The sequence below is a fragment of the Desulfitobacterium hafniense DCB-2 genome (assembly GCF_000021925.1).
Taxonomy (GTDB): Bacteria; Bacillota; Desulfitobacteriia; order Desulfitobacteriales; family Desulfitobacteriaceae; genus Desulfitobacterium; species Desulfitobacterium hafniense.
In genome coordinates this window covers 2,704,771-2,726,815 of record NC_011830.1, presented here as the reverse complement: position 1 = coordinate 2,726,815, position 22,045 = coordinate 2,704,771, and the positions used below count along the sequence as shown (strand labels likewise).

Here is a 22,045-nt window from a genome sequence, read left to right as displayed (position 1 = left end):
TGCCTTTTGTTTTTGATGGAGCTAGCGGGACTCGACCCTGCGTCCTCTTATATATGCAGCAAATATCCAGATCTTGAAGATTCGATTGCTCCACCCGGCTTGTGGCGTGAAACACTTGAAGCACAATCCCCAAAGAAGCAGGGCGTATATAAAATCGTAATCGATTCCGAATTTGGAGCAAGTTTAGTATGGAAGTCCGCTATACCAAAAAGAAACCCATATAATCTTACCAGTTTACCGACAAGTCATCCGATAAAAATGATGAACCGGCCCCACCCCATGGCCTAAGGGAAAGGCCTGTTCGATAGCGCCAAAAAGATACTCTTTTGCTTTTTGAACCGTTGTTTGCAGTTCATAGCCCAAGGCTAAATGAGCCGCAATGGCTGAGGAAAGGGTGCATCCGGTGCCATGGGTATGCTTTTGGTTTAAATGGGGCGCCTTAAACCAGGAAAAATCCTCGCCGTCAAAAAGGAGATCGTTGGCAGCATCTTTTAAATGTCCTCCTTTAATGAGCACACTCTCCGGACCCAACCGGTGGAGCTCCTGGGCCGCAAACTCCATTCCCTCTTCGTCGAGGGCCTCTATGCCCAGCAGACAGCAGGCTTCAGGCAGATTGGGCGTAACCACTCGGGCCAGGGGGAGCAGTTCCCGCTTCAGGGTTTCCACAGCCTCCGGCTTGAGAAGAGCGTAACCGCTCTTCGAGATCATTACCGGATCGACCACAATATTGGGAGCCTTCCATTCTTTCAGAGATGCGGCGATTTGTGTGATGATCTCCGGGTTGGAGACCATGCCTATTTTTACCCCATGGACCGGGATATCCTTGAAAACTGCGTCGATTTGAGCTTTGACCATATCCCGCCCTATCTCGGCCACCTCATCCACCCCCAGGGTATTTTGAGCGGTCACCGCGGTTATGACGCTCATCCCATAAACCCCCAAGGCGGAAAAAGTCTTCAAGTCCGCTTGGATTCCTGCTCCGCCGCTGGAGTCGGAGCCGGCAATGGTTAAAAGATTTTTCAAGTCCCTTCCTCCTCTTCCCTTCCCCAATGTTTAACTGTCTGGAGAATATCCTGAAACGATTGGAATAGCCGGGCTTCTTTGCCTACCTCCTGGCAGTGCTGATAGAGCCTGCTCCTGGCAAAGACCTTATCCGCCCTTTCCGCCGGGCAAAAATCGGAAGTCCCATCTCCGATATAGACGGATCGGCAACCGGGTTTAAGCAATTTTTCCATCAGCTGCAGTTTGCAGACCCCGCATAGATCACATTCGCCGGAGCTGTAGGGGGTTTCTACGTCAAGTTGGGGAGCAAACAGCAATGTGTTGGCATAGTAAGGCAGGTTCAATCCCTCTCTTTGCAAGAGGTACTCAATATAGAAATCATATCCGTCGCTGAGAATGATGAGGGGAAATCCTCTCTGTTCACAAAAAGCGGCAAAATCTAAAAATCCGGGATCGAACACCGCCTGATCCATAAGCTGGCGAAAAACTTCCGGGTCATTGCTCTTAAACAGCTTAAAGGTCCGGCGGGCGCACTCCAGGGTGGAAAGCTCTTTTCTTTCCCAAAGTTCATTAATCTCCCGCCATCCTTCCCCGGCCAAGGTTTCCACGAGGACTGCACACATATCCTGAGTGACGATGGTGCCGTCAAAATCCACGAAGAAAATCCTGTTCAATTCCTCCATAAATCCACCAACCCCTTGGCGGCGGCGCAAGGATCTTCCTGGCTTAGAATGGCTGAGATCACCGAAACTCCGTCAATCCCCGTCTCTTTCACCACCCTGAGGTTTGCTGCTCCGATGCCGCCGATGCCAACAACGGGAAGACTAACGCCGGCTTTGATTTCCTTAAGCTTTGCTAAGCCGATGGCTTCTGCAGCATCCTTTTTGCTTCCCGTAGGAAATACCGGACCGGCCCCCAGATAATCCGCCCCCATCCTCTCTCCCTGGAGCGCTTCTTCCAGACTGGAAACAGAATAGCCGAGGATTTTGTCAGGGCCGATTATATTCCGGACTTTGGCCAGGGGCAGATCCTGTTGGCCCACATGCACCCCGTCGGCATCCAGGGCCAAGGCCAGGTCCACCCGATCATTGATGATCAGGGGTACTCCGAATTCCGCCGCCAGCTCTTTTACTTTCACCCCAATGTCATAAAACTCCCGGGAATTTGTCTCTTTCTCCCGCAATTGGAGCAACGTCACTCCACCCTCCAGAGCTTTTCTTATGGATAATAAAAAATCTTTCGGCCCGACCAGGATTCGATCCGTGACCAGGTAAAGGCTATAATCTACAGCCATTGCACCCGCCCCCTTTTCTCGATCAGTGCCTCATCCACCAGGCTGAGCTGGTCGATAAGGTGAGCCCGGAATGTTCCCGGCAATTCCCCGCCGGAGGTCTCCTGAGCTAATTCTCCCGCCAGAGACATGGTCAGCAAAGCGGCAACCGTTGCTCCGAAGGCGTCTTCATAAGCTCCGCAAAAACCGGCCACCAAGGCCCCGGCCATGCAGCCGGCCCCCGTGATCCGGGTCAGCATCTCTGTCCCATTTTCGATCAAGCAGGCTCTTTGTCCATCGGCAACGATATCCACTTTCCCGGTGGCCGCCACGACGCAGCCATAAGCTCTGGCCAGGCTTTGACAAGCTTCCAGGCCATCATTCCCTTCATCCAGGGAATCCACTCCTCTGACCCGGGCTGCCAATCCGGCCAAAGCCTTGACCTCGCCCAAATTCCCTTTGATTACCGTAAAGCGGCCAAAATGCCCCAGCCTTTCAATCGTTGCTTTTTTACGGGGAATGGCTCCGCAGGCTACCGGATCAAGGATCACCGGAATCCCTTTTAAGGTTGCTCCCCGGATGGCCAGATAAGCTGCCATTTCCTGTTCCTTGGTTAAGGTTCCTAAGTTAAGATACAAGGAGCCGGCAAGCTGGCTGAACTCGAACACTTCATCCGCTGCTTCGCACATAGCCGGTGATGCTCCCACAGCCAGCAAACTATTAGCGCAGTCGTTGACCGTAACAACATTGGTAATGGCATGGACCAGGGGGGTTTTGTGTTTGAGGGCTTGAAGAGCTTTTGTTAGTTTTTCTTTCATGATCCTACACCTTCTTTTCCTTTAAAATTTTATTATTCAATTCCCGTAAATTGATTTCCTAAGTTTGAGAGCTTTTTGTCTTACCTAAGTAAGATCAGCGTTTTTTAGCAGCCTTTAAAAGGTGTCCCCATATAGTCGCTGATTAATTGATAGGCGCAGAATTTTCCGCACATGGTGCAGCGCTCCTGGCTGTCTTCATTTTTGGCTTTTCGCATTCGCCCCGCTTTTTCCGGATCAATGGACAGCTGGATTTGTTTTGGCCAATCCAAGGCTTTGCGGGCTTTGGCCATTTCCAGATCCCATTCCCAGGCTCCTTTAATGCCTTTAACCAGATCGGCTGCATGAGCTGCGATGCGGGCAGCGATCACCCCTTCTTTGACATCCTCCTCCGTAGGCAAACCAAGATGCTCCGCAGGGGTGACATAGCAGAGGAAGTCCGCACCGCTGGAAGCTGCGATAGCTCCGCCAATAGCTGATGTAATATGATCATATCCCGGAGCCACATCGGTGACCAAAGGGCCTAAGACATAGAAAGGAGCATTATGGCAGAGGGTCTTTGCCAACTGCATATTCGTTTCAATCTGATGGAGAGGAACATGTCCAGGGCCTTCGACCATAACCTGCACCCCTGCTTCCTGAGCCCGTTTGACCAAGCTTCCCAGAGTGATCAGTTCTTTAATTTGGGGGCCGTCTGTGGCGTCGGCTAAGCAACCTGGCCGGAGGCCATCTCCCAGACTCAGAGTAACATCATAGTGCAAAGCGATGTTTAACAGGCGGTCGTACTGCTCGAAAAGGGGGTTTTGTCGCTGATGATGCAGCATCCAGGCGGTAATAAAGGACCCGCCCCGAGAGACGATATCCATCACCCGTCCCTGTTCCCGGAGTTCCTGAATGACCTCTAAGGTTACGCCACAGTGAACCGTGATAAAATCAGCTCCGTCCCGGCAGTGTTTCTCGATCCCGGCGAAGATTTCGTCATCCGTCATTTCCACTAAGCCCCGGCCGGCCTTGTGAGTATCCACCATGACCTGGTATAAAGGCACCGTTCCCACCATGACCGGACTATCCTGGATAATCCTTCTTCTGATCTCATCAATATCTCCGCCTGTACTTAAATCCATGATGGAATGGACACCGGCCGCCACAGCAATCTCCAGTTTGCTCAGCTCAGGGGCTAGCTCCGGATAGGCATCGGAGGTTCCGATGTTGGCGTTCACTTTCGTAGACAGACCCTTGCCGACTGCCATGGGACGAAGTCCCTGATGGTTGATGTTGCAGGGTAAAACCGCTTCCCCTATGGCGATCTTCTGCCTCAGTTCCTCCCCGGTAATTCCCTCCAATTCAGCTGCTTGGACCATTTCCGGAGTAATGATTCCTTTTCTTGCTTCTTGCAGTTGAGTCAATGAAACCACACCTTCCTTAATATAAATAAAAATATAAAAAAGGCGGATATAAAAAATACAGACCGGGTAGGTCTGTATTCTAATAAACATATCGTTATTATCCACCTTCCCTACGCTGGCATTACCCAGATCAGGTTAAGGGTCAAAGGATTCTTGGGTCCTTTATCTCAGCCGACCTTATTCGGCCCCCCTAGTGATTATGCAGTTACAATTATTGGCACCTAAAGTATATCACATGTTATACGGAATTAAAAGAGAACCGGCTGATTTTAGACATTTTCAGCTATAGAGTAAATCAACTTCTCCGTGCTCTCCCAGCCTAAGCAAGCATCCGTAATGGATTTTCCATAGATGTTTTCCCCGATGCCCTGCCTTCCTTCCTCCAGATAGCTCTCGATCATCAGCCCTTTGATCATCTTCTTCAGCAGGGAATCATACCTACGGCTGTACAGCACCTCGCCGGAAATACGGGGCTGCTCATAAAAGCACTTCATGGAGTTGGCATGATTCACATCCACGATAATGGCCGGATTAACCAATTCCAGTCTTTCATATTCCCGAGCGGTCCGAATCAGGTCTTCAAAATGATAATTGGGGATATTTTCACCATTGGCATTCACAGCCCCTCTTAACACGGCGTGAGCATAAGGGTTCCCAGTGGTTTCAACTTCCCAGCCATTGTAGATGAAAGAATGATTGCTGTGTGCTGCAATCAATGAATTAAACATCACGGTCATATCGCCGCTGGTGGGGTTTTTCATGCCCACCGGAAGTTCAACACCGCTGACGGTAAGGCGATGCTGTTGATTTTCCACGGAACGGGCTCCGATGGCCACGTAACCCAGGACATCGGCAAGATAGCTGTAATTCTCCGGATAGAGCATCTCGTCAGCAGCCGGCATCCCAAATTCCGATATGGCGCGGATATGCAAGCGGCGAATGGCTTTAATACCCTCGCACATATCCGGGGCCTTTTCCGGGTCCGGCTGATGAACCATCCCTTTATACCCTTCCCCTGTGGTCCGGGGTTTGTTGGTATAGATCCGGGGCACGATGAGGAGGGTATCCTTGACCTTTTCCTGGACTTTGGCCAATCGTTCAATATACTCACAAACGGGATCTTCATGATCGGCGGAGCAAGGACCGACAATCAATAAGAACCGTTGATCTTCATTGGTCAGGATCTTCTTCATCTCGTCCACCCGTTTGTCCCGGAGCTCAGCCACTTCTTTGCTTAAAGGCAAATGGGCAATAATTTCTTCCGCCGGCGGTAATTTCTTGATAAAATTCATACTCATAGATCAACACCTCTACTCTTCTCCATATATGGCAAACTGATATAGTTACAAGTATAAATCTACCCTATAAAAATCGCAAGAAAAAAACTCCTTATATATAACAATTCTTTTGGGTTTATTGTTATACTTTTTAAGCAACCAGCAAACGGTTGAGCAGTCATAAAAATCTGACGGGCATAACATCGCCCGCCAGATCGCTGCTTTCTGCAGTTTCCTTATCCTGATTTAATTGAATCAACATAAATCTCTTGGCTGACAATTAAAAGCTGGTTTACACTGCATGATTCGTTAGCTTTACACTTTTTTCTTTTCCTCCAAAATCTTTCCGGTAAAGGACAATAGAACAAATGACGCCTAAACAGATCATGATCACCTGAAGCCAAAGGGTTACTTGAAATGCATATACGGGATATGGCTTTATCCCATCAGAAACGGCATTGATGATAATTCCCCAAATCTGTTGAAAAAGTCCTGCTCCAAAAATCCAGGCAAAGCTGTTCACGATTCCCATCGCAGTCCCTAAACGGGATGTGGGCATGACTTCACGAATATAAATAAATGTGGTGGAGATGACCAGCATCTGTAATGCCCCCATTAAGAAATTAAAAAAGCTTAACTCTGTAATGCTTATGGTTGCCGGCTGCAAAGCAATCCATAGCCAGTTAAACAAAAACAAAATACAACCCAATACCATGGTTTTCTTGGAGCCAATCTTTCTGACCACTGCACCGCTTAGGATACATCCTGCAAAGAGCCCCCATGCGTACCAGGACAGAATATCCCCACTGGCCTCCTTGGATAATGCCAGGGCATCGGTCAGATAGATGCCTTCCCACATGGAGCCGAAAGTCTGTGAACTGGAGTTCACACCGAGAGACAGTAAACCGATTAACCATAAGACAGGCATTTTGAGTACGGCAGTAAAGGGAACCTTTTCTTGCCCGGCTTCTTCGCTTATGGCGGCAACCACTGCAGTTTCCCCATGGAGTTCATCCGGTGTAAGCAACCCTCGTTCCGCCGGCTTATCTCTCAATAAGATATACGTTACCACTGCCAATATCAAGGAAAAAACTGCTATGCCGAATAAAGCTGTTCTCCACCCTGCAAAACTCATTAATGTCCTTAGCGGCGCTGTGCCCAGGACGCTGCCCAAAGAACCCAGTCCCATAAATATTCCCCAAAGCATTGGATATTGACGGGTCGTAAACCAAGCAGAGATTATTTTTGCCCCACCGATCAAAAAACCAGACACGGCTACTGCCAGAAGGATTCTACCGATAATTAACACTGTAAAATTTTCAGCAAGGCTGAAGACCAGTGAGCCAATGGCCGCTATCATAAGAATTGCCGTCAGTCCCCGGCGGGCGCCTAAACTATCCAGCATAGTGCCTACCGGGGCTTGAGCAAAGGCATAGATCCAGGTAAAGGCCATGCCCATGAAGCCGAAGGCAACCGCACCCAGGGAAAGGTCTGCCATTAAATCGGGTCCCATAATAGCCGGCGTAATCCGATGGAACAAAGTAAGCATATAGCATAAAACGCAAATGACATACATGGGCCATTGTAAAATTTTCAATTTGCGAAGCATAGAACTTCGCTTGGAATTGTCCATTCAATTCCCTCACTTTCTAAACGGTACGGATAGTGACCTTCACTACGGACAATTAAGATCCAAAGTCATCACCATAGCATCTTCAGGCGGATCGGTGTAATATGCTTGCTTGGTAGCTCGGGGCAAGAATCCTAGCTTCTTATAGAAGCTGCAGGCAAGTGTATTTGAGGAGCGGATTTCCAAATTTAAGCGCTTCACCCCACGGGGTTTCATCCATTCCAGCACTTGCCTGATAAGATATGAGCCATGCCCTTTGGCCCGGAAGTCAGGATGTATGGCTAATCTTGTGATATACCCTTCATCAAAAATCAGCCATACGCCCAGATAACCCAGAAGTATGCCATAGGAATACAGGCAAAAGTAGTAAGCATCTTCGTTATGCCTGAGTTCTGTTACAAAAGCTAACGGCGACCATGGCGAGGGAAAGGATCTTAGTTCGATTTTCATCACATCTTTGAGATCCTCTTCACACATCATGCGCATGATTAAAGAACCATGGGCAGATAATTCTCTTGCCTTGGTTTTTTCCTGGATTTTATACAGTGAAAAAAATTTTTCGTCGGGACCTGATTCCAGCCATTGATGCCAAACTGCTTGAACGCTGTATAGTCCGTAATGCCATTGATAATAACCCGGAAGACTCCTCTCCTTATTTTTTAAATACTCTGCAGCAGGCAGGGCATCCCCACTAACCAAAATTCGGTTGTCTTCCAACTCCACTTCTTTCCTTAGCTCTTCAGTGGTCAGAATATGGGGCTCCTCCAAACACACCGGAATCTGCCGGCAGGAATCCCATTGATAGCTGGCTTTAAACCACAGGGATTGAGCCAGGTTTTGGATGACCGCCAGCCCCTTTTCACAATCCTGAGCCGCCCACCCTAACATATCCAAAGACCAAACACTGATCAAAGGGATTTTCAATTCAGTGACCAGAAGATGCAGCTTTTTACCCACTTCTGATTCCCCCACTTCTGGTGAATAAGCGGCTTTCACAATACCTGCAAAGTCCATATCCGTCAGCTGTGAACCCAATCCATGCAGCAATCCTGCCAAGAGCGTTTTAAAATCCACCGTGGGAGCCTGGTAAAGAGAAATTTGTGTTTCTCCCAACAGTTTTCCATTCTCGCCCAAGGCAATCGTCAGTATTTGAGCGGTCTTCATCATTGTGCAATATTTCATGGATTGCTCCTTGTCACTGTAATTTCCGGTCCGGTCAACCGGGCCCCACACTTTTTACACTTAGGGTCGATTGAATCGGGAATAGTGTGTTTACCACAATGGGTGCATTTAACCGGCTTGGGCATAGGGGGCTTGCACCGTCCGCAATAGGGATTGCAGATCCAACATGTCAAAAGCATTTCTCACCCACTTTCCTGGCTAAAAGCAAAAGCATTGAAGTCAAGGGCGTGTGTTCTATATAAATTTACTGAACACAAAGCACAATAGGGAGGCAACAATGATCATGCCTAGACAGATTGGGAAAACCTTTCTGATCACGGCTTGCTCTTCCCCTACTGCATCAATGACGGCAGCCGCATTTTGAAGTTTTCCGGGAGAAATTACGCTGGCCAGCCCGGCTCCGATCCCAGTGGCGGCTGCCACCACTAAAGGATTCAGGAAGAGTTCCTTAGCAGCAATAAAGTTGTATTTGGCAAACATCCCCAGGGCGGCAGCTTCACTGGATGTAACAAACCCGCCAAAAAGACCAAGGGGTGCGACAATTAATGGATAAACCCAGCCGAAGATCCTTGCCGATTCGAGGGCCAGAACGGAAACCATATTATGCATGGCATCCGTAACCTGCCAAACCTCTCCAACAGGCTGTAACCCGGTGTTGTTCATCAATAAGCCAAGGGCAAAGAAAACAGTCAGGGAGATCAGAGGTTTCGGTGCCCGCTTGCCAAACTTGCTCAGGCTTCCCTTAATTTGGGTGCCGGTTGGCTTCAACCAGATGGCGGAAACGATTGTGCCGACCAAAACCCAAAAATAAGCGTTCCAAAATACCCGGAGGTAAATCTTCTGACCAGGAATGATTTGAACCGGCATTCCTAGGCGGAGGGTTAAGAAATCATGAACAGGCTGATAGAAATTAACAAAAAATAAAAGGCTAATCGTCAGGAGCCAAGGCGAAAAGGCAGCCAATAAACGTCTTTCTTTCTCGACCTGTAAATCCTCATCGTTAAGAACACTGCGATCAAGAATTTTATAGCCCTTTACTTTGAGATACAGGCATTCAACCAGGATCACCAGGACTCCGGCAATCACCCCGGTTAAGACGATGCCTGGATGAAGGGCGGGCACATAGGCTATGGCGACCGCTGTTAAACCGGCGATCAAACCGCCTGACAGCGCCGGGAAGAATCCTGCCTTCATCAGCTCGGTTCCCCCCACCAAATACAGCATGGCAAAGGCGATTAAGGTGGAGATGATCGGCAGATAGAGAGCAAATATTTGCGACGCTTCAATCAGGGAGACTCCTGTTATATCGGAAAAAGCGACAAGTGGGGCACCAAGCATGGAGTAAGTGCAAAGGGCGTCAAAGCCAAGGGCCGGGAGAGCAATGGCCATAAAGTTGGAATACCCTAAGCCTCTTAAGACGGGAGGCAAAACCGCCACCGGTGTTGCACCGGCAGAAACCAAGGTGGTTCCGGCGCCAAGATTGATGATCATGATTTGTGAAGCCTTATTGGTAATCGCTACCGTCTTTAAGAAAGTACAAATTCTCCTTAGCGCACCGGTCTCCTCCATAAAGCAAATTTGCAGTAAAGTAGCGGCACACACGATAGTAACCGGAAATGACTGGACGACGCCTGCCAAGCTGGCTCTGATACTGACCGCAAGAGAAGTTGAGAAAAAGGCCAGAGCAATCATAACGCAGAGAGCCCAGCCGATCAGTGAAGCAATATGAACAGGCGTATTTCTCCAGGCAATCAGAAGAAAAATGACGATGATGGGAAGTAAGGTCATGATACTTAGAAAACCCATGCCCATTTGTTTTCCTCTCTTTTCACCATTGAATTCACTCTTTTGTGAAAGTCATAACTTCTTCAGTCACAGTGAGCTATTGGAATAATCAACGGGGAGGATCAAGATCCCCATGAACCACAGGGATCCTGACCCTAACCTATTGTAAGTCTACTTCTTAGGTTTTTCTGCTCCGCACTTTTTACATGCTGGTTCTTTGGTAGAGTTGAAGGTTTCACATTGACTGCATTTCCAGATCAATTTTTCGGTCGGCGGCGGTCTGAAACCACCTTTTTCCTGACGACTCATTGAAAAAAGACCTCCTTTTTGTGTAAGCTATACTTTACCTTGAAAATAAAACCATGTTTGGTTTTTCAACCAGCTTTTTGGATAGCTCTTCAAGGGTCCCGTAGTACATGATTCCTGACTGGCAATGATGGACACAAGTCGGCAACCTGCCTTCCTTCACCCTGTCTTCACAGAGATTGCATAACTCTGTGGGTAAGGGCAAATAGGTCCAGGACCATTTGCCGTAAACATTTTCCCGGGGTCCGTCTTCCAATACTTTGATGCCAAATTGTCCGACAGGTAACCCTAATTCCTTTTTGCAGGCTACCTCACAGGTATGACAATTGGTACAGTATTCATAATCGATGAGAATCCCGTATTGAGCATTATCTTTTGACATAGCCAAACCCCCCTAACCTTGTCACAATTTCAGTGGGCGTTACTTGATCATTCTCAGGCTCAACCTTGTAAACCTTGCAGATCGTGGATTTATAAGGAGCACCATAATGGGTCGGACCATGGACTCCCATGGTGGTTAAGTTGTTCGAGTTACTGTCAAATACTCCAAACAGGACCGGCTCCGCACCTTCCTTTTCGGGAAACCACCAGCCATGACGCGCCCTGACCACTTTGGGATCCAGCCCATAATTAAATTTAACCTGCTGTTTGCATTTACCCCGTTTATTTTCAATCCAGGCCCAATCACCTTCCTGAAGACCGAGTTTTTGCGCTGTTTCCGGATTAATGTCCATCTCAGGCTGGGGATGAACTTCCCGCATCGTGGGGAGCTGGCGGTGTTCAGAGTGGAACAGCCCAATCTGCCGGTGTCCTGTGGTCAGAATGAAGGGATACTCCTTCATGAGTTCAGGAGTGGAGTAAGGCCCTTCATAGGGCTCCATATGGTGGGGCAGCGGATCAAATCCCCAAACATCAAACAAAGGCGAAGAAACTTCATATAACCCTGTCGCAGTAACAAAGCCCGGCTGCCCGTCCTGGCGCAACAGGCCTTTTTCATATTTCTTGTAGGTATGGTTCCAGTCCCACCAGTCATAGACTTTATGGGTCAATGCTTCAAAGTCATAGTCCACACCGTTGCCATCATCGTAGAGCATATCGGTGAGCAGATCACGAACGTCTTTGTACTTGTTAAAGTATTCAGGATTGATCCGCTTGCCCAGATCCAGCACGATCTGTTCATCGGCTTTGCTCTCAAAATAGGGTTCGGCTGCTTTGGTAATGGCTCTTAAAGGCTGCCACCAGGATCGGTAGCTATCGCGTTCCACGCTCATGGCTGCCGGCAGGACTAAGTCGGCAAAGGCCACTGCAGTAGGTGTCATATAGTAATCGACCACAACCGTATAAGGCACGTTCTTCCAGGCCGCATAAACTCTGGGCGCTTCACCGGCCATATTGGCGATAGGATTGCTGCCGTGAACCCAAAGCATTTGAACCGGGTAAGGTTTGCCGGATTCCATGGTCTCCAGAAGTTTATCAGGCGGAATAAACGGTGTATATCCGGATTCGTGGATGGCAGATTCATAAGTTCCAATCCGTTTTTGCAGCATTTCTTCAGAAATGCATTCAAGGCCGCAGCCATATTTTTTCGAACTGTTATAAGCATAGCGAAGGAGAATATTGCCGCCGGGAACATCCAGGTTTCCTGTAATTGCGACCATATCCGAAATGGCTGCAGAGGCTTCCATACCGGCAATTTGCATGTCGATGGCCAGACCCCATTGAATTCCTGCGGGTTTGGCTTTAGCATACATACGAGCGGCTTCTGTGATTTGCTCTTTAGGAATCCAGGTAATTTCCGCTGCTTTTTCCACAGAATATTCCTGAACCCGCTCGACCAGTTCATCAAAGCCGTAAGTCCACTGCTCCACAAAATCATGGTCATAAAGGTCTTCGTTGATGATGACATTGAGGAAACCCAGAGCCAAGGCACAATCGGTACCGGGCCGGATTTTCAACCATAGATCGGCTTTAGCTGCCAGCCAAGTCAAGGCGGGGTCAATCACAATCAGTTTGGTGCCCAGTTTCATTAAATCAACCAGCCAGTGCCCGACAAAGCCATCCCCATTGGAGGCTAAGGGCTCATTCCCCCAGACGACAACGACTTCCGGTACTTTCCATTCAGGGTTGTCATACCGCAAGGGATGAAACTGGGAAGCATCGAGAACCCAGCAGTCTCCCTGCTTAATCAGATTGGCTGTCATCCGGGGCTGGTAGCAGGAGTCGGCGCTGAGGAAGCCAAAGGAAAGGTTAGGGCTGCCGAATACGGCGCGGGTAATCATCGCCGGCTGCCACATGCAATTGCGGCCGGTTCCGACTAAAGATACGATGCCTTGGGGACCTGTTTTCTGTGAGATTTCTTTATGCTTTGCTTCAATCCAGTCGTAAGCTTCATCCCAGGAAACCCGTTTCCATTTATTCTCGCCTTTTTTCCCAACTCTCATGAGCGGCCATTTCAGGCGATCGTTGTTGTAGATTTGTTCCACCATGTTAATACAGCGCAGGCATAGTCTGCCTTGGTTATAGCTGAAATTGGGATCACCTTCGATTTTTTCCAATTTACCGTCTTTGGTGTAGCAGAGAACACCGCAGCCGTTGTGACAACCGGGTCCTGTCCAGACCGAGGTGCGGGTGACTTCATATTCCCCTTCTTGCCAGCGCCAATCCTCTTTGTAAAGATCCTTGCTATACTTGTTAATCATGAACTGTTTTTCCCTCCTTAATTTTTATATAAAGATGTGTGATAAAAAGGGCTCGATAAAAACACCTCCTTCATTTAATATTTGCGGCATTATTCTTTATTGGAGTCAGGTTTTTCAGGCTTTTGAGGAGCTCTTTGCGGCGCTCTTTGTGGCCCGGCCGGACCCGCAGCGTTCTCTTCCGCCTCAGGTTCAGGCAGCTCTGCCCCACACTTTTTACATGTTTTATTGGCCGGTGGATTAAAGACATTGCACTGGGGGCATTTGGTCATCAGCTTAGTAAAGGTTGGGGGTCGGAAACACATTTTCTGATTCCTCCTTTGCTCTTAAGATTTAGTTTTGATACTTTGTACATTGTGATATATTGCATTTTCCGTGCCAGGTTCGCAAAGGCCTTGGTTGGGCTATTTTAAGCAAATCACCTCATCTTTAAGGAATTGCAAACCGACTGATTTTAAGAAACACCGTTTGCTTTCGAGAAAGAGGAGCCAATACAAAAAACTCTATAAACGGCAAAAAGGGCTTCTCCCTGCACTCAGCTGTTCAGGAGAAGCCCTTATCTTGAGATTACTGTTCAGTTAATCAGAATTCTTGAATGTTCCCATATCTATATTAAGCTCTTTTGCTTTGCGATACAGTGTTGACTTAGCCATTCCTAATAGTTCGGAAGCTTTGGTAATATTGTTTCTGGTTTTATAGAGGGCGTTTTCAATAAGTATTTTCTCCATAACATCAATTTTATAGATGTTTTCGAGAGTGTAGCTGCCGGTCATACCGGGAGGATCCCTATAATTCTCTGCTGGTGAAGAAGAAGCGGCATATAATGATTCGGGCAAATGCCTGCATTGGATTAAATCCCCTTGAGCTAAATTCACTGCATAAATAACACTATTTTCAAGTTGCCTTACATTTCCAGGCCACCCATAACTTTTCAGAACCTCAAGAGCCTCTTCACTGATGAGGGGAGCCTTGCGCTTGATCTTGGCACAGTATTTACCGATAAAGTAATTTGCCAAAACCTCAACGTCATTATCCCGCTTTCTTAAAGGCGGAAGCTGAATGGAAAGGATGGATAGCCGGAAAAACAAATCACTTCTGAATAAATTTTCATGGCTCATTCTCTCCAAATCTTTATTCGTGGCTGCAACCAGCCTGAAATCAACCTTTTTATAAGTGTGTCCTCCAATTCGCATCACTTTTTTATCTTCGAGCACTCTTAAGAGGATAGCCTGGACCTCGAGGGGCATATCCCCTATCTCATCAAGAAAAAGGGTGCCCCCATGAGCAAGTTCTATCTTCCCCGCTCTGCCTCTGCGTTCAGCGCCGGTAAAGCTGCCTCCTTCATAACCAAACAGTTCGCTCTCAATAAGTTCCCGGGGCATTGCCGCACAATTTACGGCAATAAATGGCCCTTGGGGACGATGGGCATTATGGATGGCTTGAGCAAAAAGCTCTTTACCTGTTCCACTCTCGCCAGTCAGAAGGATATTCTCGTTGGATAAGGAAAAGCGTTTTCCTAAGGAAATCGTTTCTTTGATGGCTTTGCTTTTACCAATGATTTTATCAAAGGTATAGGTAGCAAAGGCTCCCGTTCGATTGGTAACAAGGGCATTGATTATTTCCATAGGATTAACTCTCAAAACCGCACCGTTGGGATAGTTGCCATGTTTATCAAGAGGACGTATGAGCACTAAATAACTTTTGTCATGATTATTGCTGCAAATGGCTTCCTCAATATCAACGGTTTCATTGTTCCGAACCGCCTCACCAATCTGGGGGCCTAAAAAGCGATCAATAGTCCTGCCTATGATCTCCTCTTCGGCAGTATTGAAGATATTGACCACTTCTTTGTTGATCGTAATTATTTTCCCCCTGTTATCCGTAATAATTATTCCCTCCTCAATCACGGATAAAATTACTTCCTGCATATGATGAGCGCTTTTCAGCAATTGATAGCTCTTGGTAAAACGCAGCTTGTTTTCTACGGCTACCGCCATAGCTGTGATGAGACCCAGGGGATAGGTGCTTAAATAATAGGAGTCGTGGGACAAGGGAAAATCAATATGGTAGCTTACAACCAGGTAGCCGATGATTTCGTTATCCTCATTGGTCAGAGGTGCTGCAGATGTACAGGAATTTTGAAAGACAGTACAGTAGTGTTCGGGCCCGACAATATATACCGGCTTCTTTAGATGCATACTTAAAACATGTGCACAGGTACCGACGGTTGCTTCCGACCATACCTGGCCCACTATGGAACTCTCTGGGTAATCCGCAGAAATTAACTTGATCTTTTCTCCCTCATGACTCAGCAAGACACCATTCTTATCAAATAAATAAAGCGCATAATTGGAAGTCATGATATCCTTTATTTTTAAATCAACAAAAACGGCTTTGGTAATTTCAATCAGGTCTTTGTTTTCAGCCAGGATCCTGGCTATTTCGTTGGAATTCAAATGCTCGGCAAGACTGCTTTTATAAGGATTGACTCCTAAATCATGAGAGCGCAACCAGGATTCTGCTACTTCAAGCCTAATACAAGCGTATTCCTTGGGATCAAGGGTATGGTTTTTTAAAAAGAATTTTTTACATTCCAGTAGTTGCTCCCAACCTGTGTTGGTTAGAATTAAATTATGTGCATCATGCAAATTTTCTTTAGTATCTGGCATTCCTTATCCCCCTTAAATTTTTTCGATACTCTACAAAATGCATGGCCATCGTGAAAGTTATCTCTAGTTCAATGGCGAAGAATATTATCCCGCTCATTGTTTATTTTTAATTCTAACATAATTTTTGGACTTTTAAAAAAAAACTTACTAATGTGTTGCATGTTATTGAGACAGGTGCTGTTGCCACAGAGTAAATAAACCAGACCTTTAACTATGAGTTGAAAGGTCTGGTTTATCGTTATTGTTTCATCTAGGTTCTACTCAGTCAGCCAGCCATCACCAAAAACCCACTTGATGGCGTCTAATACAGATGGGCTAAGTCTAGCTCTCTTAAATTCATATTGTTTGGTTAATTCCACAAACTGGTCGGCTTCACTTTTGAGAACTTTGGCAAAGAAAGCATTTTCATGATCGGCATCCTTGATAATCAGCGGATTAAGAGAGCTTTCATTTAACGCTGACTTTAGCTTGTAGAAACTTCTCCGATTTTTTCCTACAAAATACCCGTAATTGGGGTGATCCCTTACACAGTCTTCCTGAAAGTCTGAGCGACTCAGAACTTCTGGCATATGATTCACACACCTTCCCCATATGATCTTGACCATGACGGAAACTAAAAAATGCTCTATTCCATTATACCTATCTTTTGTAAGATAAATGTTATGTCTTTTTTAAGATTGGTTGAAGCATTGCAAATAAAACCAGACCTCAGATTGCTCTGAGGTCTGGTGATGGGTCCTTTAGAAGGGAATTTGAAACTTGTTTTCTTCTGATAACTTTGATGAACCATCACAGCTTCCCTAAAGACTCGTCAGCTGCTACTCCCAAGAGCTCTCTTTAGCGGCATTCTCCCCGGCGATGCGGGCAACAGTGGCATAGTTCCCCAAAGAACCATGAGGACGTCTCCACCCCATGACATTGCCTAACTCCCCTGCAGCATAGAGATGAGGAATGACTTTTTCCTGGTCAATAGAGATGCTTTCGTCAACTGCTTTGCCGCTGTATCCGGCAAGTTGGTCAGCCTGTTCAATGACCTGGGATTTTGTATTAACCCGGACACCATTGCGTTGGGTATGACGGATCAAGGATGCTTTCAACCCGTAAAAAGGTGGTTTGGCAATTTTAAACAGGGCGGTTTTGCCAAAGTCTTCATCCTTGCCTGCACCCACGAAACCGTTGTAACGGCTGATGGTCTTTTCCAATTCTGCCGCAGGAATTCCCATCTTTTCAGCCAGTTCAGGAATACTGTCGGCTATGGCGATGCAAGCCGGGTCAAACATAAGACCCTTTTTGGGGTTAGGATTCTTCAAATCCTCAATTGGCCACTTCAAGGCTGCCGCACTTTCGGAGTCGGCTATCGCCCAGACATTCCGAGGATGGGGCAGACTAAGATATTTCGCAGTATAGGGCCATTCGGGGTTCTCATTAATACTTCCCGCTTCACCTTTAGCAGGATCAGCTTTTCTGGCCCCTTCCATTTCGTTAATATAACGGACACCGTCATTCTTCACCAAAATAACCCGCTCAAAGAATGCGGCAGGACGGGGAATTCCCTTGCCATCGGCATAATACGCTGCTGTTTTAAAATCGGGCGGTTCCCATCCCCAATAGGACCGGGAGCCGTAAAAGAGATAAATATAGGAAGTAAAGGACATATCGCTGAAACCGGCTCCTACTTCCGCAGCGGCAAAGTGACCGTCCCCGGCGCTGTCCACAAACAGTGTGCCGTCAGCCGGGGTGCCGCCGTCACCGAAGCAATCCGGCCCCACGACCCGCGGATCCCAGGCCTGAGCCATGCGATGATTGTCGGTCCAGGTTCCTGTACAAAGGATGACCCCTTTACGGGCTTTGATATTAATCGTACCTTCGGGAGTTTCTGCAGATACGCCCAGAACCGGACCGCCGGGCTCGCGATAAACTTTCTTCATCCGGTGTTTGAAAAGAATCGGAACCCCCATTTCCTGCAGCTTTTTCTCCCAGACTGTGGTCCAGGCCAAACCAAAGCTCATGGGGCTGTTGGGTTTAGCATCATAAACATCAGGATTGGCTGCCGGATAGTGGGAGCGGCCCACCCGGTGCACTTCCGGACTGGAATTCCCTACAGTGGGGTACCATTTAAAGCCCATAGATTCCATCCATTCGATGAGCTCCGGCCCTCTTTCAACATACGTGCGAATCAGTTCCGGAACGCCCCGGTATCCACTGGCTTTCATTTCATCCTCAAACCAGTCTTCCAACGAATCCTGCATTCCCGCTTCCTTTTGAATCCGTGTACCGCCCAAAATAGCATGACCTCCGGCGGTTTTATACAGTCCGCCTACCCAGTCATTTTTTTCAAGGATGATCACATCTGCTCCCGCATTTTTAGCCTCAATCGCCGCGGCTAAACCGCAACCGGTACCGACAACGACGACATCCGTCTCCTTATCCCATTTTTCCGGCAGCCAGGGCTTTGCTTCAGCGGCTTGAAGTTTTGCTTCGGTTCCCCCTTGTGCGTCCTGGCTGCAGCCCGAGAGCAGGAAGCCGGCACCGACAGCTGTACCGGCAGTCATAATACCTGCATTCTTTAAGAAATCCCGACGAGAAAGTCTTTCCCTTTTCAGTTCTTCTTTCTTTTCTTTAGACATTGTTAAGCCTCCCTTATCTTTTTAGGTACCCGTTGCAACGTCCTTGACTTCCGGCCACCACCTCCATTCATCGTCAATTCATTGCCAAAGAAGGCGAATCGGGGGCTCTTTACCATCATGTTCACTAAAACTATTGATAATTTATAGAGGTTCGGTTCTTAGAATAATTAGTGATTGATTTAATTTTCACATGAACTTTATTGTATATGCCATAACCAATACTTTTAAGATTAGGATTCAATACTATTTATTTTGATTTTAAGCAGCGATTAAAGTTGATTATTTAGAAATTGTTGCTAATCTGAAACTTTACATGATGAAGATACACTATCCTTGCCGATAAAGTCAATATTACCTAGTTAAAAATTTCACACAATATGTGTTGTTTTAACTGACAATAGTTTTCTTTTCTGCATCATTTGCTAATTCTCTATTAATTCAAACAAGAGTTGCCATCTTTCTTCACTTCTTTACTGCTCTTTATTTGATTAATACTAAAGGGATCCAGGGTGCTTACCCGATTGATAAAGCGCTCTTCAAAGGAGTAGGGATAAATATTTAAACTGGTATCCTTTTTGCCTGAAAACTCTTCGATATAGAACTCAGCGGTCACCAAGCCCTGCTGACTTAAAATCTCCAGAGTAATCAAAATATCTTTGTGCCTGTTTTGATGATGATCGAGAATCTTGACCGGATACCAGCAGTAGTCATCTTCCAGGATTTCAAACTTCTCTGAGTCGAGCCGTGTATAGCTGGACATGCATTCTTTAAAGGTCAGCCGGGAGCCAATATTGGGGAAGCCTCCCTCTTTGGAATCAAAGAAAGAAAGGTTGATACGCAGATTTTTGAAGGGCAGCGGAAAACCCAAATAGACCTTGGAATCCACCATCCGAATACAGGAGGAGATGGCGGCCAAAGTTACCACACTTACCCCTAAGTTGACGCGATCCGCATCCACGATTTCCTCCACGGTTGGCAGGCGGCCTACTTTGCTGGTACTTTTAAGCTCCTCAAAGATTTTCAGAATAAAGTAAAGGGTAAAAGAGACCGTTAAAAGCCAGCCGCTGAAGATGAAGGCTTTTTCAAAAAGAGGGCGCTCCGACATAATTAAACTGAAACCCATCGTGGTCCAGATCAGGATGCAAAACCCCAGGGCGTATTGGACAAATTGGATGATAATCTTGGAAAAGCCATGTTTTTGGTTGATGATTTGTTCATAGAGAATGAAGCTGCGGAAGACTTCTTTGCCAATAGTGCCTTTCTCATGAAATAAATTCTTCTCATAGGGCAACGCAGCCAGGGTCCAGAGGATTTCCCGGCTGCGCTGCACATTATGTTGACTGTTCATAGAGATAAAGATGGACATAAGCCCTACCAGGGACAAAATCCCCGTCCCAAAGCTAAGCAGAATAGTAAGTGTTGAACCGGTCATGACTGTACTCCTTCAAAAACGGCATAGTATAATAACTTTCCTAGTCTTTCCGAAGGTGAGTCATGTCATCCATCTAGTTTCTATAATTGCCCTCCTGCTCTTCAGGCAGGTTAACAGGATACGGGATCAGGTCCAAGAAGAATTCTTGCCCTTTAACATTTTTGTAGAACTCTTTGACGCTTTCCAGGATTCTCTTATCCATTTCAATTCCTCCTTAATCAATAGACAAGACACCCATATGAAATGAAACTCTAAAAATAGTATGGGTGAGTCTGAGTTCTATTATTTAGGGAATTGAACCCATGGTAAGAGTCTCCATGGAAATTTTTAAATGACAATCTGAGCTTAATCTAATGCAAAATAGGCAAGTGTTTAAGGAGCGTGAAGTTCATAGAATAAATAATTTTGAGGCTGTTGTAAATGTCGAATTTGACAATATTTAGATAAATAGGTATAATATTTATTAATTAGATATACAATCCAGAATGACACCTCAAATTCTGAATACTCGAAAGAAATGCTTTTAATCAGTACTTCTAAATGTTGTATTATATTAGAAATCATTCTGGTAAGGCCATTCAAGAAGGGTGGTGATTCTATAGGATAGTAGTTCGAACATTTACAATTATGTTGTTGAAAGGGGTTTTTCTTATGAAAAAATTCGCTATAAGAGCATTATCCTTTGTTGCTTTTATCACTTTAGGCCTGTTACTTAGTGTTCCAGTTTTCGCTGATTCTGTAAACACTTCGAAAGACGATATTATTTCAACTGTTGAAAAAGCTATCGCATTGTTTTATGAAAATAAAGATATGGGCGCTAATAATGATTTGAGCAAAATTATGGATACTGACATAAGTTCTTATCTTGCAGATAAGGCTACAACTCATCAGTATGCTACTAGCCTTAATCAAAATGATAAGGAAAATTACTCTGTTCAGGTCAAACTTTTAGAAAATGAAATGTCTGAAGATTTTCTAAAACTTAAGTTTCAGGTCATTACTACGTATAATTATGCAAGTCATTATACTGCTCTTGGGGAACGACCTGATATATCAACTGTAAGCGAAGTGGTATATGTTGTCTATGACCGTGTCAAGAATTTAATCACTGATTTTTACTGCCCTACCAATTACTATGATATAGCAGTTAGAGACGAGGACCCTAATATTTCAATGGAAATGGCAACTCGTAGTGCTTATCCTTTTGCTATAACTGCTAATATAACCGCCCGTCAAGAAATGCTGAAAAATGATATCTATAAAGTATATGAAGAGCAAAATTCTGAAGTTAGCAGTATAACACCATCGCGAACAAGCTTTTTAAGTCCCAACGCTATCTTAGCATATGCAAGGGCAAACTATGACAAAATTAATCCCAGTAGTGGTAATGGTACAGTTCCTTATTTTGATTTTTCAGTGTACCCGGGAAACTGGGATTGCACAAACTTTGTTTCACATGCATTGTTAGCAGGAGGCGCTAATGTCTATGATACCGGTGGAAGCGGCATTAGCGGTACTGGTTGGTACTTCAGAAGTGAAAGCAATAGAAGTTCTTCATGGAGTGGTGTTCCTGAGCTGTATAATTTCTTGATAAGTAATACTCATCCGAATACTCCTGCTGGTTATAGCTATGCTTACAGTAATAATCCAGGTTTATGGTCAGTAGGTGATATCGTTCAGTTCAGATTCTCTGGAAACTCTGTGTATTCTCATTCGACGATCATAACGCGTAAGGTGTATTCAGCAGATCAGTCTAGAGCTTATGCCTATGTGACAGGCCGCTCGGATCCCTATAACTACAACGACAATGATCCTGTTGACAATATGGCTCCTGGTGGAAGTAAGCGCACCATATATGTATATAATTATTAATTTTTTTTACAACTAACCACTTGGGGCTGCCGCAACGTTGCGGCAGCCCTTTCTTTTTAACTGAAGGTGTAGCTAC

19 protein-coding genes and 1 riboswitch are annotated in these 22,045 nt (G+C 46.1%); of the genes, 1 reads left to right on the top strand and 18 read right to left on the bottom strand.

The window, feature by feature from the left end; translation table 11 throughout:
• Positions 1 to 234: 234 nt before the first annotated feature.
• The 18 genes from thiD to DHAF_RS26585 form a co-directional block, all read right to left on the bottom strand.
• A complete protein-coding gene (thiD, locus tag DHAF_RS12500; RefSeq protein ID WP_015944078.1) occupies positions 235 to 1,023 on the bottom strand; it encodes a bifunctional hydroxymethylpyrimidine kinase/phosphomethylpyrimidine kinase in 789 nt (262 codons plus the stop codon).
• Positions 1,020 to 1,685 (bottom strand): MtnX-like HAD-IB family phosphatase, encoded by a 666-nt coding sequence (locus tag DHAF_RS12495; protein ID WP_015944077.1) that lies wholly within the window; start codon positions 1,683 to 1,685, stop codon positions 1,020 to 1,022. The genes thiD and DHAF_RS12495 overlap by 4 nt, the downstream gene beginning before the upstream one ends.
• Positions 1,673 to 2,296 (bottom strand): thiamine phosphate synthase, encoded by a 624-nt coding sequence (gene thiE, locus DHAF_RS12490; RefSeq protein ID WP_015944076.1) that lies wholly within the window; start codon positions 2,294 to 2,296, stop codon positions 1,673 to 1,675. Before thiE ends, DHAF_RS12495 begins: the two co-directional genes overlap by 13 nt.
• Positions 2,287 to 3,090, bottom strand: coding sequence for a hydroxyethylthiazole kinase (gene thiM, locus DHAF_RS12485; protein WP_005816651.1), 804 nt, complete (start codon positions 3,088 to 3,090; stop codon positions 2,287 to 2,289). The genes thiE and thiM overlap by 10 nt, the downstream gene beginning before the upstream one ends.
• Before the next feature lie 104 nt (positions 3,091 to 3,194).
• Entirely contained in the window at positions 3,195 to 4,493 is a 1,299-nt protein-coding gene (gene thiC / locus DHAF_RS12480) for a phosphomethylpyrimidine synthase ThiC (RefSeq protein ID WP_015944075.1), read from the bottom strand.
• An 89-nt stretch (positions 4,494 to 4,582) separates the two neighbouring features.
• Positions 4,583 to 4,695, bottom strand: a riboswitch (TPP riboswitch).
• A 67-nt stretch (positions 4,696 to 4,762) separates the two neighbouring features.
• Positions 4,763 to 5,791, bottom strand: a complete 1,029-nt coding sequence (locus tag DHAF_RS12475; protein ID WP_005816655.1) for a 3-deoxy-7-phosphoheptulonate synthase — start codon at positions 5,789 to 5,791, stop codon at positions 4,763 to 4,765.
• Between the two features lie 271 nt (positions 5,792 to 6,062).
• Positions 6,063 to 7,403: an MFS transporter gene (locus DHAF_RS12470; RefSeq protein WP_015944074.1), complete on the bottom strand. Its 1,341-nt coding sequence runs from the start codon at positions 7,401 to 7,403 to the stop codon at positions 6,063 to 6,065.
• Positions 7,404 to 7,445: 42 nt separating this feature from the next.
• Positions 7,446 to 8,582, bottom strand: coding sequence for a ribosomal protein S18-alanine N-acetyltransferase (gene rimI / locus DHAF_RS12465; protein WP_015944073.1), 1,137 nt, complete (start codon positions 8,580 to 8,582; stop codon positions 7,446 to 7,448).
• A 234-nt stretch (positions 8,583 to 8,816) separates the two neighbouring features.
• On the bottom strand, positions 8,817 to 10,394 hold the full coding sequence (locus DHAF_RS12460; RefSeq protein WP_015944072.1) for an L-lactate permease: 1,578 nt from the start codon (positions 10,392 to 10,394) through the stop codon (positions 8,817 to 8,819).
• Positions 10,395 to 10,538: 144 nt separating this feature from the next.
• Positions 10,539 to 10,676 carry a hypothetical protein gene (locus DHAF_RS26080; protein ID WP_005816662.1) on the bottom strand — a complete coding sequence of 46 codons (138 nt, stop codon included), beginning with the start codon at positions 10,674 to 10,676 and terminating at the stop codon, positions 10,539 to 10,541.
• Positions 10,677 to 10,710: 34 nt separating this feature from the next.
• A complete protein-coding gene (locus tag DHAF_RS12455) occupies positions 10,711 to 11,055 on the bottom strand; it encodes a 4Fe-4S dicluster domain-containing protein (protein WP_005816664.1) in 345 nt (114 codons plus the stop codon).
• Positions 11,042 to 13,372 (bottom strand): molybdopterin-dependent oxidoreductase, encoded by a 2,331-nt coding sequence (locus DHAF_RS12450; RefSeq protein ID WP_005816666.1) that lies wholly within the window; start codon positions 13,370 to 13,372, stop codon positions 11,042 to 11,044. The genes DHAF_RS12455 and DHAF_RS12450 overlap by 14 nt, the downstream gene beginning before the upstream one ends.
• Before the next feature lie 89 nt (positions 13,373 to 13,461).
• Positions 13,462 to 13,674, bottom strand: a complete 213-nt coding sequence (locus DHAF_RS12445) for a hypothetical protein (RefSeq protein WP_015944071.1) — start codon at positions 13,672 to 13,674, stop codon at positions 13,462 to 13,464.
• Between the two features lie 273 nt (positions 13,675 to 13,947).
• Positions 13,948 to 16,038, bottom strand: a complete 2,091-nt coding sequence (locus DHAF_RS12440; RefSeq protein ID WP_015944070.1) for a sigma-54 interaction domain-containing protein — start codon at positions 16,036 to 16,038, stop codon at positions 13,948 to 13,950.
• A gap of 257 nt (positions 16,039 to 16,295) precedes the next feature.
• On the bottom strand, positions 16,296 to 16,607 hold the full coding sequence (locus DHAF_RS12435) for a hypothetical protein (RefSeq protein WP_015944069.1): 312 nt from the start codon (positions 16,605 to 16,607) through the stop codon (positions 16,296 to 16,298).
• Positions 16,608 to 16,856: 249 nt separating this feature from the next.
• Entirely contained in the window at positions 16,857 to 18,665 is a 1,809-nt protein-coding gene (locus DHAF_RS12430) for an FAD-dependent oxidoreductase (RefSeq protein WP_015944068.1), read from the bottom strand.
• Positions 18,666 to 19,098: 433 nt separating this feature from the next.
• A complete protein-coding gene (locus tag DHAF_RS12425) occupies positions 19,099 to 20,097 on the bottom strand; it encodes a hypothetical protein (RefSeq protein WP_005816680.1) in 999 nt (332 codons plus the stop codon).
• 73 nt (positions 20,098 to 20,170) lie between these two features.
• Complete coding sequence (locus DHAF_RS26585; RefSeq protein ID WP_015944067.1) at positions 20,171 to 20,299, bottom strand: hypothetical protein; 129 nt, start codon at positions 20,297 to 20,299, stop codon at positions 20,171 to 20,173.
• Between the two features lie 449 nt (positions 20,300 to 20,748).
• Here DHAF_RS26585 and DHAF_RS12420 point away from each other — a divergent pair, with 449 nt between their 5' ends.
• The gene (locus DHAF_RS12420) at positions 20,749 to 21,969 is read left to right on the top strand and encodes an amidase domain-containing protein (RefSeq protein WP_005816684.1); all 1,221 of its coding nucleotides are present in this window, start codon (positions 20,749 to 20,751) and stop codon (positions 21,967 to 21,969) included.
• Positions 21,970 to 22,045 lie beyond the last annotated feature (76 nt).

Coding starts and splice junctions, on each gene's coding strand:
- DHAF_RS12430 (WP_015944068.1), bottom strand. CDS start 18,665: ATGTCTAAAGAAAAGAAAGAAGAACTGAAAAGGGAAAGACTTTCTCGT.
- DHAF_RS12420 (WP_005816684.1), top strand. CDS start 20,749: ATGAAAAAATTCGCTATAAGAGCATTATCCTTTGTTGCTTTTATCACT.
- rimI (WP_015944073.1), bottom strand. CDS start 8,582: ATGAAATATTGCACAATGATGAAGACCGCTCAAATACTGACGATTGCC.
- thiE (WP_015944076.1), bottom strand. CDS start 2,296: ATGGCTGTAGATTATAGCCTTTACCTGGTCACGGATCGAATCCTGGTC.
- DHAF_RS12455 (WP_005816664.1), bottom strand. CDS start 11,055: ATGTCAAAAGATAATGCTCAATACGGGATTCTCATCGATTATGAATAC.
- thiM (WP_005816651.1), bottom strand. CDS start 3,090: ATGAAAGAAAAACTAACAAAAGCTCTTCAAGCCCTCAAACACAAAACC.
- DHAF_RS12475 (WP_005816655.1), bottom strand. CDS start 5,791: ATGAGTATGAATTTTATCAAGAAATTACCGCCGGCGGAAGAAATTATT.
- DHAF_RS12440 (WP_015944070.1), bottom strand. CDS start 16,038: ATGCCAGATACTAAAGAAAATTTGCATGATGCACATAATTTAATTCTA.
- DHAF_RS12495 (WP_015944077.1), bottom strand. CDS start 1,685: ATGGAGGAATTGAACAGGATTTTCTTCGTGGATTTTGACGGCACCATC.
- DHAF_RS26585 (WP_015944067.1), bottom strand. CDS start 20,299: ATGGATAAGAGAATCCTGGAAAGCGTCAAAGAGTTCTACAAAAATGTT.
- DHAF_RS12450 (WP_005816666.1), bottom strand. CDS start 13,372: ATGATTAACAAGTATAGCAAGGATCTTTACAAAGAGGATTGGCGCTGG.
- DHAF_RS12435 (WP_015944069.1), bottom strand. CDS start 16,607: ATGCCAGAAGTTCTGAGTCGCTCAGACTTTCAGGAAGACTGTGTAAGG.
- DHAF_RS26080 (WP_005816662.1), bottom strand. CDS start 10,676: ATGAGTCGTCAGGAAAAAGGTGGTTTCAGACCGCCGCCGACCGAAAAA.
- DHAF_RS12470 (WP_015944074.1), bottom strand. CDS start 7,403: ATGGACAATTCCAAGCGAAGTTCTATGCTTCGCAAATTGAAAATTTTA.
- DHAF_RS12460 (WP_015944072.1), bottom strand. CDS start 10,394: ATGGGCATGGGTTTTCTAAGTATCATGACCTTACTTCCCATCATCGTC.
- DHAF_RS12425 (WP_005816680.1), bottom strand. CDS start 20,097: ATGACCGGTTCAACACTTACTATTCTGCTTAGCTTTGGGACGGGGATT.
- DHAF_RS12445 (WP_015944071.1), bottom strand. CDS start 13,674: ATGTGTTTCCGACCCCCAACCTTTACTAAGCTGATGACCAAATGCCCC.